Genomic DNA, 12,730 nt, shown 5'->3' on the forward strand with positions numbered 1-12,730 from the left:
GCATCATGGCCAGGCCCAAAATCCCGGTATTCAGCGTTCTGGGGCTCTCGGGCCTGATGGTGCTCACGGGATGCTTCGGGCCGCCGGCCCCTGCCCCGACCGCCACCTCCGCCGCCCCGACGACGACGGCCAGCGCCTCCCCGACGTCAACGACGACGGCGTCCCCCACCTCACCTGCCGCCACACCGACTGCCACTGTGCCCCCGACGTCCGTGCCGCCGTCGTCCGCCCCGGCAAGCCCGCCGCCGACTGCCGAGCCCGCGCCTCCAGGCCTGCCGGAGCAGGTGGCCCCGCTGACGGTCTACTACGTCGCGGTCGGAAACAACGGCGTGGCCGGGCCTGCCATTGGCTGCGGCGACAGTGCGGTGGCTACCACGACGGCGCCGGTCCGCTTCACGGACCAAGTGGGACCCAGCATCAGGACACTGCTGGCGAACAAGAGCCGTGACGTGGGCCTGTCCGGGCTCGTGAATGCCCTGTACCAGTCGAACCTCGCGTACGTCGGCGGCGAGCTGAACGGCAGCACGATCGCCATCTGGCTGACCGGCCAGTTCATGCTGGGCGGCGTGTGCGATGTCCCGCGTGCCAAGGCACAGCTCGAGTACACCGCCATGGCGGCGTCGGGGGCCACCAGCGCGCAGGTGTTCGTCAATGGGCGGCCCATCGACGAGGTGCTCAGCCTCAAATAGTGGCTGATTGGTTCACGGGGAAAGGAGACGTCCATGCAGTGGGACTTGGGATTCGGCGCGGTGGCGCTGCTTGCGGCCATGTCGCTGGCATTTGGCCTTATTGCCCGTTTGATCGTGGGCAAAGGCCTGCCCAAGTGGGTATGGCTGCTTTCGGCGGTGGCCTACTTCTGCGCCGCGATTCTGGTCAGCGGGGTGTTTTTCGGCTGGGCAACGGAGGAGGAGCTCCAGCCGAACATCGACGGCCTGTCTTTCGACGAGGTGCAGCTGGTGACCCTCGCCGGTCTCATCGCGGCCCTCATGGCGCGCTACCTGATCCGCAGGAAGCGCCGACCGGAGAAGCCGGTCCACGGGACCCCCGCCTGAAGCTTTGCCGGGGTCCCGAGGAGGCCGGCCAGTTCCGGAATGCTAGCGGCCGAGAGGTCCCAGTCGGCCTCCGGGGCGAGGTCCGCCGTCTGGGCCTGGCCGTACTCGGTGGGGCGGGCGATGAAGGCCGTGGCCAATCCTGCTTCCCGGGCTGCCTGCAGGTCGTCGTTGTGGGCCGCCGCGAGCATCACTTCTCCGGGGTCTAGGTCCAGGAACTCCGCGGTCCGAAGATAGGCCTGCGGCAGCGGCTTGTAGGTGCGGGTCATGTCCGAGCCGATGATCACGTCCCACGGCAGGCCCGCGTTCCTGGCCATGTCCAGCAGCAGGGAGGTGTTGCCGTTGGACAGGGGTCCCACAATGTAGCAGCGGCGGATGGCGGCCAGGCCTTCCACGCTGTCCGGCCACGGCGGGAGCCGGTGCCATGACCTGTTGAGCTTCTCCAGGCTTTCCGCATCGAGCCGCTCCGGGGCGAAGCCGTGTTGGCGGAGCACCTGGTCCAGGTTTTCCCGGTGCAAGGTATCCAACGTGGCAAACTCACGGGCGCCGCTGCGGATGGCGTCCATGGCCGGCTGGTACAGGGCGCGCCAGTCGTCCGCGAAGGCCTCGGCGTCGAGATGGTGCCCCCGCTCCGCGGCAAAGGCCGCCGCCTCCCGTGCGACACCGGAGCGCCAGTCCACCACGGTCCCAAAGGTGTCGAAAAGGACGGCGCGCACCTCGCGCCCGGTGGATGGCGAACGGTACGGCTGGAACCCCATGTCCTGTCTCCTTCTGTGGACTGCCCTGACCGATAGTCTGGCAGCATGGGCACTGATTTCAGCGACCCGGCCGCGCCCGGCCGCGATTTCTATCGGCTTCTATCGGTGTAGCTCCTTGGATCCAGGACCTGGGCTTAGAGGTTTACAGTGGAGGCATGGCTCACGGCCGCAACCCGCTCGACGACCTGCGCGAAACCATCGGCCACTTGGCCGATCAGCTCAAGCTGCCCGGTTCGGACCGCGTTGACGACCTGGTCGGTGACCTCATGGGTGCGAGGCCCGGGCCGGCACGGCCGCTGGCTGAGGTGCAGGCGGAACTGGACGCGCTAGTCGGGCTGGAGACCGTAAAGGAACAGGTGCGCGCCCTCGTGGCACTGCTTCAGGTCCAGGCCCGCCGGAAGGCGCACGGCCTGCCGGAGGTGGCCACGTCGCAACATTTGGTGTTTCTCGGAAACCCGGGCACGGGCAAGACCACCGTTGCGCGGCTCCTGGCCGAGATGTACCGCGCTGTCGGCCTGCTGCAGAAGGGCCACCTGGTGGAGGTGGACCGTTCGGGCCTGGTGGGGCAGTACGTCGGGCAGACCGCCATCAAGGCCGACCGGGTGATCCGGCGCGCGCTGGACGGCGTCCTGTTCATCGACGAGGCCTACGCGCTGGCCCCCGAGGACGGCCGGATGGATTTCGGGCCCGAGGCGATCGAGGTCCTGCTCAAACGCATGGAGGACCACCGCCACCGGCTTGTGGTGATCGTGGCCGGCTATCCGCGGCTGATGGAGGCTTTCCTGCTCTCCAACCCGGGATTGCGCTCGCGGTTCGCCCGCGAGATTACGTTTCCGGACTACTCCGTCGACGCGCTCCAGGAGATCTTCCACCGGATGCTGGCCCAGCACGAGTACATGCTGGAGCCCGAGGCGGACCAGGTGCTGCGCCAGATCTTCACTGGCCTCCACGCGGGCGAGGATTCCGGCAACGCACGGTTCGCCCGCACGCTGTTCGAACAGGCCCTCAACCGGCAGGCGCTGCGGCTGTCGCTCGACGAGGAACAAAGCCTCGACGCGCTCGACCGTGACGCCGTCATGACGCTTACGGCGGACGACATCATCCAGGCCGCGCTGGCCCTGGGCGAGGAACCGGAGCCCGAACCGGTGCCGGAACCTGAGCAGCCACGCTGGTGGCGCTGGCTGGTGTGACATGATCGTGCCCGATATCTCCCAGGACGCCGTGGCAGTGGCGGACCACTACGACGACCTCGATCCCGTGTACCGCCGGGTGTGGGGTGACCATGTCCATCACGGGTACTGGTTGACGGGCCGGGAGACACCTCGTGAAGCGGTCGAGGCGCTGGTGGACGCGGTTGGCGACCGGCTGCGTCTCGCGCCCGGCCAAACATGCGTGGACATTGGCTGCGGCTACGGCGCCACCGCCAGGCAGGTCGCGGTGACGCGCGGGGTCCGCGTCACCGGTTTCACGCTGTCCGCCGAGCAGGCCCAGTACGCCGCCGCACATCCGGTGCCGGGCGTGGACATCCAGGTCCGCGACTGGCTTGCCAACGGCTTGGCCGATGCCTCGGTTGACGCGGCCTGGGCGATCGAGTCCAGCGAGCACATGGTGGATAAGCCCAGGTTCTTCGCCGAAGCGCACCGCGTGCTGGCCCCGGGCGGCCGCCTGGTCGTCTGCGCGTGGCTCGTCGGGACCGATGCCAGGGGGTGGAAGGGCCGCCACCTGCTGGAGCCGATCTGCCGCGAAGGGCGCCTGCCGTCGATGGGCACGCGCGAGGAGTATGAGGCGATGGCAACGGCGGCGGGCTTCACGGTCACCGGCTATGAGGACGTCAGCCGCCGCGTGGCCCGCACCTGGTGGATCTGTGCCGGCCGGCTGCTGAAGGTCCTGCTCGTCGATCGCGAAATGCGCGGCGTCGCCCTGGGCGCACGGAACCGCGGTGCTGTCCTGAGCATTCCCCGCATGATCCTTGCCTACCGCACCGGCGCAATGCGCTACGGAATCTTCACGCTGACGAAGGCCGGGGAGAACGGCACGGCAGGCGATCCCGGCTAGTAGTCCCGCCGTCGTCCCCTCCGACGCTCTCTCACTTAATGCAGGTTTTCCGCGAACGCTCGCTCACTTCCCTGCCGTTTCTACGTTTGGGAGGTGGCTTGGCGGGCACTGTCGCGCACCACAAGGGTGGGCGGGATCGGCGTGCGGTCAACGTCCCGCCCCTCCATGGCACCCAGAAGCACCTCGGTGCTCATCAGCGCCAGCGCGGTGAAGTCCTGGCGCACGGTGGTCAGGGGAGGAAGGAAATAATCAGATCCTTCAACGTCGTCGAATCCCACGATGCTGACGTCCTCCGGAACGCGGATGCCGTTTTCGGTGAAAGCCCGGATCAGTCCGAGGGCAGTGTGGTCACTGGCTGCGAAGATGGCCTGGGGAACTCTTCCCTCGCGCACCAGCCGGAGGCCCGTCTCATAGGCCCACCTGGGGCTCCAGTCGCCCTCGAGGCAAAGCCCCGGCGTGAGTCCGGCCTCCCTCAGCGCCGCTTCCCAGCCGCGTTTGCGCACCCGGCCATCGAACCATTCCATGGATCCTGCAATATGGGCGATGTCCCTATGGCCCAGATCTATGAGGTGCTGGGTGGCCAGCCTCGCTCCCAGTTCCTGGTTTTCCGAGTACGTGAAGACGTTGGGGGTTGAGGATGCCCCGGCGGCAATCATCTCCACAGGGACGCGGCACGTGGCGTTCCATACGGCGGCTGCCATGTCCACCACCGGGGCAATGACGATGATTCCCCCCACTCCGGTATCGTCCAGGGTGTCGAGGGCGTCCTGGACGGACGCATCATAGGGCTTCTCGACACTGATGACGGTTGTGGCATAGCCCTTCTTCCGGGCAACGTTTTCGAGAGCCATCAGCGTACCCACAGGACCAAACCGCGGCGAACCGTCGGAAAGTATGCCGATGGACGTCGATCGGCTGGTAACCAATGCAGTGGCCGCCCGGTTGCGCCGGTAGCCGATGTCTTTGATGACCTGCAAGACACGTTCCCGTGTCGCGGCGCTCACATCCGGCGCGTCATTGAGCACCCGCGAAACCGTGCCGAACGACACGCCGGCCGCGCTCGCGACATCGTTGATAGTAGGCTTGCGCCGCCGCAACGGGGCGTCCGGTAACCTCTCGTTCGCCTCGCGGGGAACAGTCGTGCCTGCCACACTCTCTCCTGTCTAGCACCTCAATGGCACAAACCCTCGGGTTCCATGCCTTTCGATCTTACGCCGGGCCACCGGCCCGCGCGCCGGAAAGGAATTGCAATGTGATGGTTGACACCTCTCTCCGTAAACGTTTACGATGGTGTCCGTAAACGTTCACGGTATTCCATAAACGCTTACGGAAGTGACCCCAACCACCAACGGAGGAAAGGAGCGGGATGGCTGACACGATCGCCGACGCCCTCGCGCTCGATCCCAACACTGGGCTTCGAAACGTCGATGAGTCCCAGTGGGCAAATTTGGAACTGATCCTGGAAGACGCGCCGCCGAACGATCTCGCAGCCGCTGTCCGCACCTTTGTCCCTGCCGGTTCCTCGGCGGTCATCGGAATCTTCGATGAAAACCTGCTTTGGGCAAGCCTGGTCCTCTTCGTCGACAACTCGGGTAAACCCGCCTCGGTGTCCACCATCTCCGGCCCCGCCGCGGAACCGGGCGCTGATATGGGGAAGGCGGCTAACGAGGCGGTGAAGTGGGTTCAAGCCCACCACGGGCCATGTTCCCTCGGTTTGTTCGTCGACAGAGTGCACGCAGAGGCGCTCCTGAGAGCTTCAGACAAGGCCGCTGCCATCCGCGCAGCGTCGGCCTCCGGCGGGCTTGTCCTGTCGCCGGTTCCTCCAGCCCTGGCTATTGCCCTCGCCTGACCCACATTCAACATCCACCCCATCCATCCACCACTCAAAGCACTGGAGAACAATGATGATCCGCAGGCTTCCCATTGTGGCCCTCGCCGCAGCCTTGTCCCTATCCATCGCTTCCTGCAGCAGCCCGGCAGCAGACACCTCGAATGCTCCCGACGCCGGCGTGTCAGAGAAGGCCCAGCAGGCCCTCGATAAGATCAAGGGACAGGTCCTGAGTAAGGGCCCCAACGGCGAGACCCCCTCGCCCGCCTCCGTCGCAGATTTGACGCCCGAAGAGATCGAGAAGGTCAAGGGACTCAACGCCAAAGCCGCCATCGTGATGCACTACGGCGGCAACGACTGGGCCACGGCCCAGGTCAACGGGCTCAAGAGTGAATTCGAAAAACTCGGCATCAAGGTCATCGCCACAACGGATGCGAACTTCAAGCCGGACAAGCAGGTCTCGGACATCGAGACGGTCATGACCCAGGACCCTGACATCATCGTCTCCATCCCCACCGATCCCGTCGCCACGGCATCGGCCTATAAGAAGGCTGCAGCTGCCGGGACAAAGCTCGTCTTCATGGACAACATCCCCCAGGGACTGACCGCCGGTAAGGACTACGTTTCTGTTGTTTCCGCCGACAACTACGGCAACGGCGTCGTCTCTGCCCACCAGATGGCTAAAGCACTCGGTGGCAAGGGGAAGATCGGGGTGGTCTTCCACCAGGCCGACTTCTTCGTAACCAAGCAGCGTTACGACGGGTTCAAGGAAACGATTACGAAGGAATATCCGGAGATCCAGATCGTCGAAGAAAAGGGGATCGCCGGTCCCGACTTCGCTGGAGACGCACAGGCTGCTGCCAACGCCATGTTGAGCAAGTACCCCGACCTGTCCGGCATCTGGGCTGTCTGGGATGTCCCCGCAGAAGGGGTCATGGCAGCCGCGAGGGCCGCGGGCCGGCAGGACCTGAAAATCGCCACCGAGGACCTGGGCAAGAACGTCGCGATTGCCCTGGCCAAAGACGAACTCATTGTTGGCCTTGGAGCGCAGGTTCCGTTCGACCAGGGTGTCACGGAAGCGCGGCTGGCCGCAGGGGCGCTCATCGGCAAGGAAGCTCCGGCCTACGTGGCACTGAGCGCCCTCCCGGTTGACCACTCCAACGTTCTGGAAGCCTGGAAGCAGGTCTACCACGAGGATGCTCCGAAGGACATCCGGGACTCCTACAAGCAGTAGCCAAGAACCGGCGGTGCGGGGGTTCCTTCCTCCGCACCGCGCCGAAAGGGCAACGATGAACACCGCAGACAATGTCGTCGAAATGCGATCGATCTCCAAGGGCTTCAACGGCGTTACCGTACTGAAGGACGTGAGCTTCGACGTCCGCAAGGGCGAAGTCCACGCGCTCGCAGGCGGCAACGGCGCAGGGAAGTCCACGCTGATGAAAATCCTCCAGGGCGTTTACCAGGCAGATGCCGGGGAGATCCTTGTTGGAGGCAAACCGACAGCCATCAACTCCATCCAGGACGCGAAGGCCGCCGGAATCGGAATGGTCTTCCAGGAATTCAGCCTGGTACCGAGCCTGACCGTAGCCAAAAACATCTTCCTTGCCGCCGAACCGCTCGGCGTGGGGGGAATGATCGACGACCGTGCCGCGGTGCGCCGGGCCAGGGAAGTCTTCACTGAGATGGAGGTCGACGTCGACCCGCGCGCCGAGGTCTCGCGGCTCGGCACTGCCTACTGGCAGCTGACCGAGATCGCCAAGGCGCTCGCACAGAACGCCCAGGTGCTGATCATGGACGAACCCACAGCCAGCCTTGCCCGGCATGAATCCGAAGCCCTCTTCGAACTGATTGACCGGCTCAAGCAGCGCGGCATTTCAATCATCTATATCTCCCACCGCATGGATGAGGTGTACAGGCTTGCGGACCGGATCACTATCCTCCGCGACGGCCGCCACCTCCTCACCGCGCCACTGACGGACGTCACTCCCGAACAGATCGTGGAAGGCATCGTGGGCAAGAAGATCGAGGGCCAGCTCTCCTATCGTGCCCGGGACCACGTGGCACACGAAGGGGCGCCGCTGCTGGAAGTCCGCGGACTCAATGCGGGGCCGCGCGTCCGGGACGTTTCCTTTACACTCCGGCCCGGCGAAATCCTTGGCCTGGCAGGGCTGATGGGAAGCGGACGAACCGAACTCGCGCGTGCACTCTTCGGAATAGACAAGGCGGAAAGCGGCGAAGTCCTCCTGCGGGGAAAGAAGGTAACCCTGACCTCACCGCAGCAGGCCATCAATGCCGGCCTCGCCCTCATCCCGGAGGACCGCAGGGCCCAAGGGCTTGTCCTGGAGCACTCCGTCCAGGACAACCTGCTGCTTCCCCTCCTCAGCCAGATCCAGCGGGGACCCTTCCTGGACGGGGCCAAGGCCAAGGAGCTGTCTTCGTCCTTGATTAAGAGGTTCGCAGTGAAAGTCGCCCATCCCCACCGTCCGGTGCGGCTCCTTTCGGGCGGAAACCAGCAGAAGGTGGTCATCGCCAAGTGGCTGGGTACCGACCCGGACATTCTGATCCTGGACGAGCCCACGGCCGGCGTCGACATCGGCACCAAAAGCGAAATCCTGGACATGATCCGTGAACTGGCCAGTACCGGAAAAGCCGTCATCGTCATCTCCTCCGAGTATCCAGAACTACTTGCGGTCAGCGACCGCGTCCTCGTCCTCAAGGACGGTTCCATCATCCGTGACATTCCCCGCAGCGAAATCGCTGACGAGGAATATCTCCAACTCGCAGTCCAAGGAGTCTGAACAGTGAGCAAGGCAAACTCCGTAGCGCCGCGGGACAACGCGGCCCGCAATTTCGGTACCGTCCTGAAAGAACTCGACTGGCGTCGCTATGTCATCTACATCGGCTTCGTCGTGGTCTTCCTTTTCTTCGCAGTTTTGCTGCGCGACCAGGGCTTCATGTCGCCAAACAATCTGCTGAACATCTTCCGGCAGACCGCCACGATCACCGTCATCGCCGTCGGCATGACCTATGTGATCGCGTGTGCAGAGATCGACTTGAGCGTCGGATCCGTGGCCGGTCTCTCCAGTGTCTGCACCGCGATGGCACTCTCCCAGTGGGGCCTGATCCCCGGCATCCTGGCCGGCCTCGCTGTCGGGCTCGTCGTCGGGTCGGTCAACGGTGCCCTGGTCAGCCTCCTTGGCATCCCTTCCTTCCTGGTGACGCTCGGCATGCTGGGCATCGCCGTCGGCGTGGCCCAGTGGATCACGGCCTCGGCGCCTCAGCCCATCCTTAACGACACGTTCAACATGCTGTTTGGATCCGGCAATTTCGGTCCGATTCCGGGTCTGGTGGTGTGGAGCGCCATCTTCGTCGCCATTGGCGCCGTCGTGCTGAACCGCACCAAGTTCGGCCGTCAGGTCCTGGCTACTGGAGGCAACCGCAACGCCGCAGAGTTTACCGGCATCAACACCAAGCGCATCAAATTCCAGGTGCTCCTTATCTCGGCCGTGGCGGCAAGCGTCGCCGGCATGCTCTACGCCGGACGTCTCCAGTCGGGGCGGTTTCAGTGGGGATCCGGAGACGAACTCTCCGCCATCGCTGCCGTCATCCTGGGTGGAACCAGCCTCTTTGGCGGGTTCGGGTCCATCATCGGCACTCTCTTCGGGGCGCTGCTGATTGGACTGATCAACAACGGACTGATCCTCGCAGGGCTCGACAGCAGCCAGCAGCAGGTGGTGCGCGGTGCCATCATCATCCTGGCTGTCGCGCTGGCCAGGAAGAAGTAGCACCCGTGACTTTCCAACTACGGGCCGGAATCATCGGAACAGGATTCATGGGCTCTGTCCACGCCCATGCAGTTCGCGCAACAGGCGGTGAAGTCACCGCAGTCGCCGGCCGGACCTTGGCAGCAGCCGAGTCCGCCGTAGCCGGACTCGGCGCCCGTTTCGCGGCCGCTACGCCCGAGGCATTGATAGCCCGGGACGACGTGGACGTGGTCCACATTTGCACACCGAATGCGACCCACGCCGACCTCGCCCGCAAGGCCATTGCTGCAGGAAAGGCAGTCGTCTGCGAAAAGCCACTGGCCACCAGCGTTGATGACGCCCGGGAGCTGAAAGAGCTCGCGGACCAGGCCGGCGTGGTTACTGGCGTTCCGTTCGTGTACCGGTTTTATCCGGCCGTGCGCGAAGCGCGGGACCGGATCGCCCGCGGCGAGGCGGGCAGTCTTTGGCTCCTGCACGGCTCGTACCTGCAGGACTGGCTCGTGGGCGCAGAAGCCACCAACTGGCGGGTCGATTCATCGATCGGCGGTGCGTCCAGGGCTTTCGGTGACATCGGCGTCCACTGGTGCGACCTCATGGAATTCACCACCGGGCACAAGATTATCCGGCTCGTAGCGAGCACCAGCCGTGCCTACGATCAGCGGGAAACAGGAGGGAGTATGTCCTCTGTGGCTACCGAGGACGGGGCGACGCTCCTGTTCGAGACGGACCAGGGCGCCACAGGATCCCTGGTAGTCAGCCAGGTCAGTCCCGGAAGGAAGAACCGCCTCTGGTTCTCTTTTGACGGAACCGAAGCGTCCTTCAGTTTCAACCAGGAACGGCCGGACACCCTGCACATGGGCCGCACCGACTCAACCGCCCACATCCCGGTAGGCCCTCAAACCCTCACGACCCCCGGCGGGAGACGGTACGCCACGCTTCCTCCGGGTCACCCGCAGGGCTACCAGGACAGCTTCAATGCCTTCGTCGCAGACGTATATGCGGCTGTCCAGGGTCAAGAACCCGACGGTCTGCCCACCTTCCGGGATGGACTGCGGGCAGCACTCCTCACCGATGCAGTCGTACGCTCAGCCGCGCAGCAGACGTGGGTCGACGTTCCCCAGACAGACAACCTCATCGGATCACTCAAGTCTTCCTCAGCAGCTGAAAGGCAGAAGCAATGAAACTCGGTTACTGTTCCATCACCTGGGGCGGCGTCGTCGGCCACCCGCAAGGCGTGACCAGCGTGAAGGACCTTTTCTACCTGACCCACGGGTCGATGCGGGACGCCGTCCAGGACATCGCCTCAGTCGGCTACCAGGGTGTTGAAATGTTCGACGGCAACCTCGCGGAGTACGCAGAGAAGCCCGAAGAACTCAAGGAGATCCTGGCTACTGCCGGAATCGAACTAACCAGCGTCTATACCGGGGCGAACTTCATCTATTCCGACATACTTCCCGACGAGCTCCACCGGATCCACCGCGCCGCCGAGTTGGCTGCCGGCTTCGGAGCCGAACGGCTAGTAGTAGGAGGCGGAGCACGCCGCGCGGCCGGCACCACCGAGGAAGACTACCGCCGGCTCGGCCAGGCGCTGGACAAAGTCACGGACATCGCAGAAAGCTTCGGGCTGTCAGCCAGCTACCACCCGCACTTGAGCACCATCGTGGAGAGCCCGGACGAACTGGACAAGCTGATGCCGCTCACCCGGATCGGCTTCTGCCCCGACACCGCCCACCTTGCTGCCGGTGGGGCCGACCCGGCCGCGATTATCCGGAAATACCCAGACCGTATCCGGCACGTGCACCTTAAAGACTTCCAGCGGGACCCCTTCAATTTCCTGCCCCTGGGACAGGGCGAGCTGGACTTCCCGGACATCATCGCCGCAATCCGGGAAAGCGGGTATGACAGCTGGCTCATGGTCGAACTCGACAACTACGACGGCGACCCCCGGGAAGCGGCCGCCATCAGCAAGACATACCTGGAAAAGCTCCTCTCCAACTAATTTTCAACCGCAGGGCATCGCCAAAGCCGGCATCAGCCCTGCCTTCCGGAAGGAAAAGACTCACATGCAGAACCTCAACGTCGGCCTCATCGGAGGCGGCTTCATGGGCAAGGCCCACTCGTTGGCTTACGCCGCCATGCCTATGTTCTTCTGGCCTGCACCGGCTATGCCGGTCCGCAAAGTGATTGCAGAAGCCAGCGAAGACCTCGCTTCGGAAGCGGCCCGCCGCTTCGGCTTCGAAAAGTCCACGTCGGATTGGCGCAGCATCATCGAGGACCCCGACATTCACGTCGTCGATATTGCTACGCCCAATCACCTCCACGCCGAGATTGCCATTGCCGCGGCTGAGGCGGGAAAACACATTATCTGCGAAAAGCCCCTGGCGCGTACCGGCGAAGAGTCCAAGGCCATGTATGACGCGGTCAAGGACAAGAACATCGTCCACATGGTTGCCTTCAACTACCGGCGCACCCCTGCCGTTGCGCTGGCAAAGAAATACATCGAGGAAGGCGCCATTGGCCGCGTGCTCAGCTTCCGTGGGACCTACCTGCAGGACTGGAGCGCCGACCCCAATTCACCGCTTTCCTGGCGCTTCCAGAAATCCATCGCAGGTTCCGGTGCCCTCGGAGACATTGCAACACACGTCATTGACATGGCCCGGTACCTCGTGGGCGAGTTCAGCGCCGTCAACGCCATGATGTCCACCTGGATCCCCGAGCGGCCGCTGCAGGCGGGCGGCGCTGACGCGCTCGGCACCGTTCGTGGCGGAGAAGGCCCAAGGGGCCAGGTTGATGTTGACGATGAAGTGATGACGATGATCCGCTTCGCCAACGGAGCCGTGGGATCCGTTGAAGCAACACGCAACGCGTATGGCAGAAACAACTACATCACCTTCGAAATCCACGGAACCGAAGGAAGCATCGTGTTCAACTACGAGCGGCGCGACGAGCTGCAGGTCTGCTTCGCGTCCGACCCGGGCGACCGCCGTGGATTCCGTACCGTTTACACCGGGCCCGCGCACCCCTATGGCGAAGGACTGTGGCCCATCCCTGCTCTCGGCATCGGTTACGGCGAAACGAAGATCATCGAGGCCTACGATTTCTTCAAAGCGATCGCAGAAGGCGGCAGCGTAAGCCCGAGCTTTGCCGACGGCTATCAGGTAGCCCTCATCGACGACGCAATCGTCGAGTCAGCTGCAAAAGAATCGTGGGTCGACGTTCCACAGATCAACGCATGACCCGAAGGGAGGGGCGGCCCACCAGCCGTCCCTCCCGCGG

At 64.2% G+C, this 12,730-nt stretch carries 13 protein-coding genes; 11 read left to right on the forward strand and 2 right to left on the reverse strand.

Annotated elements, in window-relative coordinates:
• Positions 1 to 5 precede the first annotated feature (5 nt).
• A complete protein-coding gene (locus tag ACFWIX_RS05860) occupies positions 6 to 689 on the forward strand; it encodes a hypothetical protein (protein ID WP_377215175.1) in 684 nt (227 codons plus the stop codon).
• A 33-nt stretch (positions 690 to 722) separates the two neighbouring features.
• A complete protein-coding gene (locus ACFWIX_RS05865) occupies positions 723 to 1,052 on the forward strand; it encodes a hypothetical protein (protein WP_377215176.1) in 330 nt (109 codons plus the stop codon).
• Here the strand turns inward: ACFWIX_RS05865 and ACFWIX_RS05870 are convergent.
• On the reverse strand, positions 995 to 1,807 hold the full coding sequence (locus ACFWIX_RS05870) for a haloacid dehalogenase type II (protein ID WP_377215177.1): 813 nt from the start codon (positions 1,805 to 1,807) through the stop codon (positions 995 to 997). The two genes, ACFWIX_RS05865 and ACFWIX_RS05870, sit on opposite strands and share 58 nt — an antisense overlap.
• Positions 1,808 to 1,962: 155 nt before the next feature.
• Between ACFWIX_RS05870 and ACFWIX_RS05875 the strand changes: the two genes are divergently transcribed.
• Both ACFWIX_RS05875 and ACFWIX_RS05880 read left to right on the forward strand, forming a co-directional pair.
• Positions 1,963 to 2,997 carry an AAA family ATPase gene (locus ACFWIX_RS05875; protein WP_377215178.1) on the forward strand — a complete coding sequence of 345 codons (1,035 nt, stop codon included), beginning with the start codon at positions 1,963 to 1,965 and terminating at the stop codon, positions 2,995 to 2,997.
• Between the two features lies 1 nt (position 2,998).
• Positions 2,999 to 3,862 carry a class I SAM-dependent methyltransferase gene (locus tag ACFWIX_RS05880; RefSeq protein ID WP_377215179.1) on the forward strand — a complete coding sequence of 288 codons (864 nt, stop codon included), beginning with the start codon at positions 2,999 to 3,001 and terminating at the stop codon, positions 3,860 to 3,862.
• 80 nt (positions 3,863 to 3,942) lie between these two features.
• Here ACFWIX_RS05880 and ACFWIX_RS05885 read toward each other — a convergent pair whose 3' ends face one another.
• On the reverse strand, positions 3,943 to 5,013 hold the full coding sequence (locus tag ACFWIX_RS05885; protein WP_377215180.1) for a LacI family DNA-binding transcriptional regulator: 1,071 nt from the start codon (positions 5,011 to 5,013) through the stop codon (positions 3,943 to 3,945).
• A 215-nt stretch (positions 5,014 to 5,228) separates the two neighbouring features.
• On the opposite strand from ACFWIX_RS05885, the gene ACFWIX_RS05890 reads away from it, so the two are divergent.
• From ACFWIX_RS05890 to ACFWIX_RS05920, 7 genes are all read left to right on the forward strand, one after another.
• A complete protein-coding gene (locus ACFWIX_RS05890) occupies positions 5,229 to 5,711 on the forward strand; it encodes a hypothetical protein (protein ID WP_377215181.1) in 483 nt (160 codons plus the stop codon).
• 52 nt (positions 5,712 to 5,763) lie between these two features.
• A complete protein-coding gene (locus ACFWIX_RS05895) occupies positions 5,764 to 6,924 on the forward strand; it encodes a substrate-binding domain-containing protein (RefSeq protein WP_377215182.1) in 1,161 nt (386 codons plus the stop codon).
• A gap of 55 nt (positions 6,925 to 6,979) precedes the next feature.
• The gene (locus ACFWIX_RS05900; protein ID WP_377215183.1) at positions 6,980 to 8,488 is read left to right on the forward strand and encodes a sugar ABC transporter ATP-binding protein; all 1,509 of its coding nucleotides are present in this window, start codon (positions 6,980 to 6,982) and stop codon (positions 8,486 to 8,488) included.
• A 3-nt stretch (positions 8,489 to 8,491) separates the two neighbouring features.
• Entirely contained in the window at positions 8,492 to 9,475 is a 984-nt protein-coding gene (locus tag ACFWIX_RS05905) for an ABC transporter permease (RefSeq protein WP_377215184.1), read from the forward strand.
• Positions 9,476 to 9,480: 5 nt separating this feature from the next.
• Positions 9,481 to 10,635 (forward strand): Gfo/Idh/MocA family protein, encoded by a 1,155-nt coding sequence (locus tag ACFWIX_RS05910; RefSeq protein WP_377215185.1) that lies wholly within the window; start codon positions 9,481 to 9,483, stop codon positions 10,633 to 10,635.
• Positions 10,632 to 11,453 carry a sugar phosphate isomerase/epimerase family protein gene (locus ACFWIX_RS05915; protein WP_377215186.1) on the forward strand — a complete coding sequence of 274 codons (822 nt, stop codon included), beginning with the start codon at positions 10,632 to 10,634 and terminating at the stop codon, positions 11,451 to 11,453. The genes ACFWIX_RS05910 and ACFWIX_RS05915 overlap by 4 nt, the downstream gene beginning before the upstream one ends.
• A gap of 64 nt (positions 11,454 to 11,517) precedes the next feature.
• Complete coding sequence (locus ACFWIX_RS05920) at positions 11,518 to 12,690, forward strand: Gfo/Idh/MocA family protein (RefSeq protein WP_377215187.1); 1,173 nt, start codon at positions 11,518 to 11,520, stop codon at positions 12,688 to 12,690.
• The last annotated feature ends 40 nt before the right edge of the window (positions 12,691 to 12,730 follow it).

The sequence above is a fragment of the Pseudarthrobacter sp. NPDC058362 genome (assembly GCF_042723515.1).
Taxonomy (GTDB): domain Bacteria; phylum Actinomycetota; class Actinomycetes; order Actinomycetales; family Micrococcaceae; genus Arthrobacter.

What these genes read in the sequence shown, in the direction of transcription:
- ACFWIX_RS05860 (WP_377215175.1), top strand. Translation starts at nt 6, where the DNA reads ATGGCCAGGCCCAAAATCCCGGTATTCAGCGTTCTGGGGCTCTCGGGC.
- ACFWIX_RS05865 (WP_377215176.1), top strand. Translation starts at nt 723, where the DNA reads ATGCAGTGGGACTTGGGATTCGGCGCGGTGGCGCTGCTTGCGGCCATG.
- ACFWIX_RS05870 (WP_377215177.1), bottom strand. Translation starts at nt 1,807, where the DNA reads ATGGGGTTCCAGCCGTACCGTTCGCCATCCACCGGGCGCGAGGTGCGC.
- ACFWIX_RS05875 (WP_377215178.1), top strand. Translation starts at nt 1,963, where the DNA reads ATGGCTCACGGCCGCAACCCGCTCGACGACCTGCGCGAAACCATCGGC.
- ACFWIX_RS05880 (WP_377215179.1), top strand. Translation starts at nt 2,999, where the DNA reads ATGATCGTGCCCGATATCTCCCAGGACGCCGTGGCAGTGGCGGACCAC.
- ACFWIX_RS05890 (WP_377215181.1), top strand. Translation starts at nt 5,229, where the DNA reads ATGGCTGACACGATCGCCGACGCCCTCGCGCTCGATCCCAACACTGGG.
- ACFWIX_RS05895 (WP_377215182.1), top strand. Translation starts at nt 5,764, where the DNA reads ATGATGATCCGCAGGCTTCCCATTGTGGCCCTCGCCGCAGCCTTGTCC.
- ACFWIX_RS05900 (WP_377215183.1), top strand. Translation starts at nt 6,980, where the DNA reads ATGAACACCGCAGACAATGTCGTCGAAATGCGATCGATCTCCAAGGGC.
- ACFWIX_RS05915 (WP_377215186.1), top strand. Translation starts at nt 10,632, where the DNA reads ATGAAACTCGGTTACTGTTCCATCACCTGGGGCGGCGTCGTCGGCCAC.
- ACFWIX_RS05920 (WP_377215187.1), top strand. Translation starts at nt 11,518, where the DNA reads ATGCAGAACCTCAACGTCGGCCTCATCGGAGGCGGCTTCATGGGCAAG.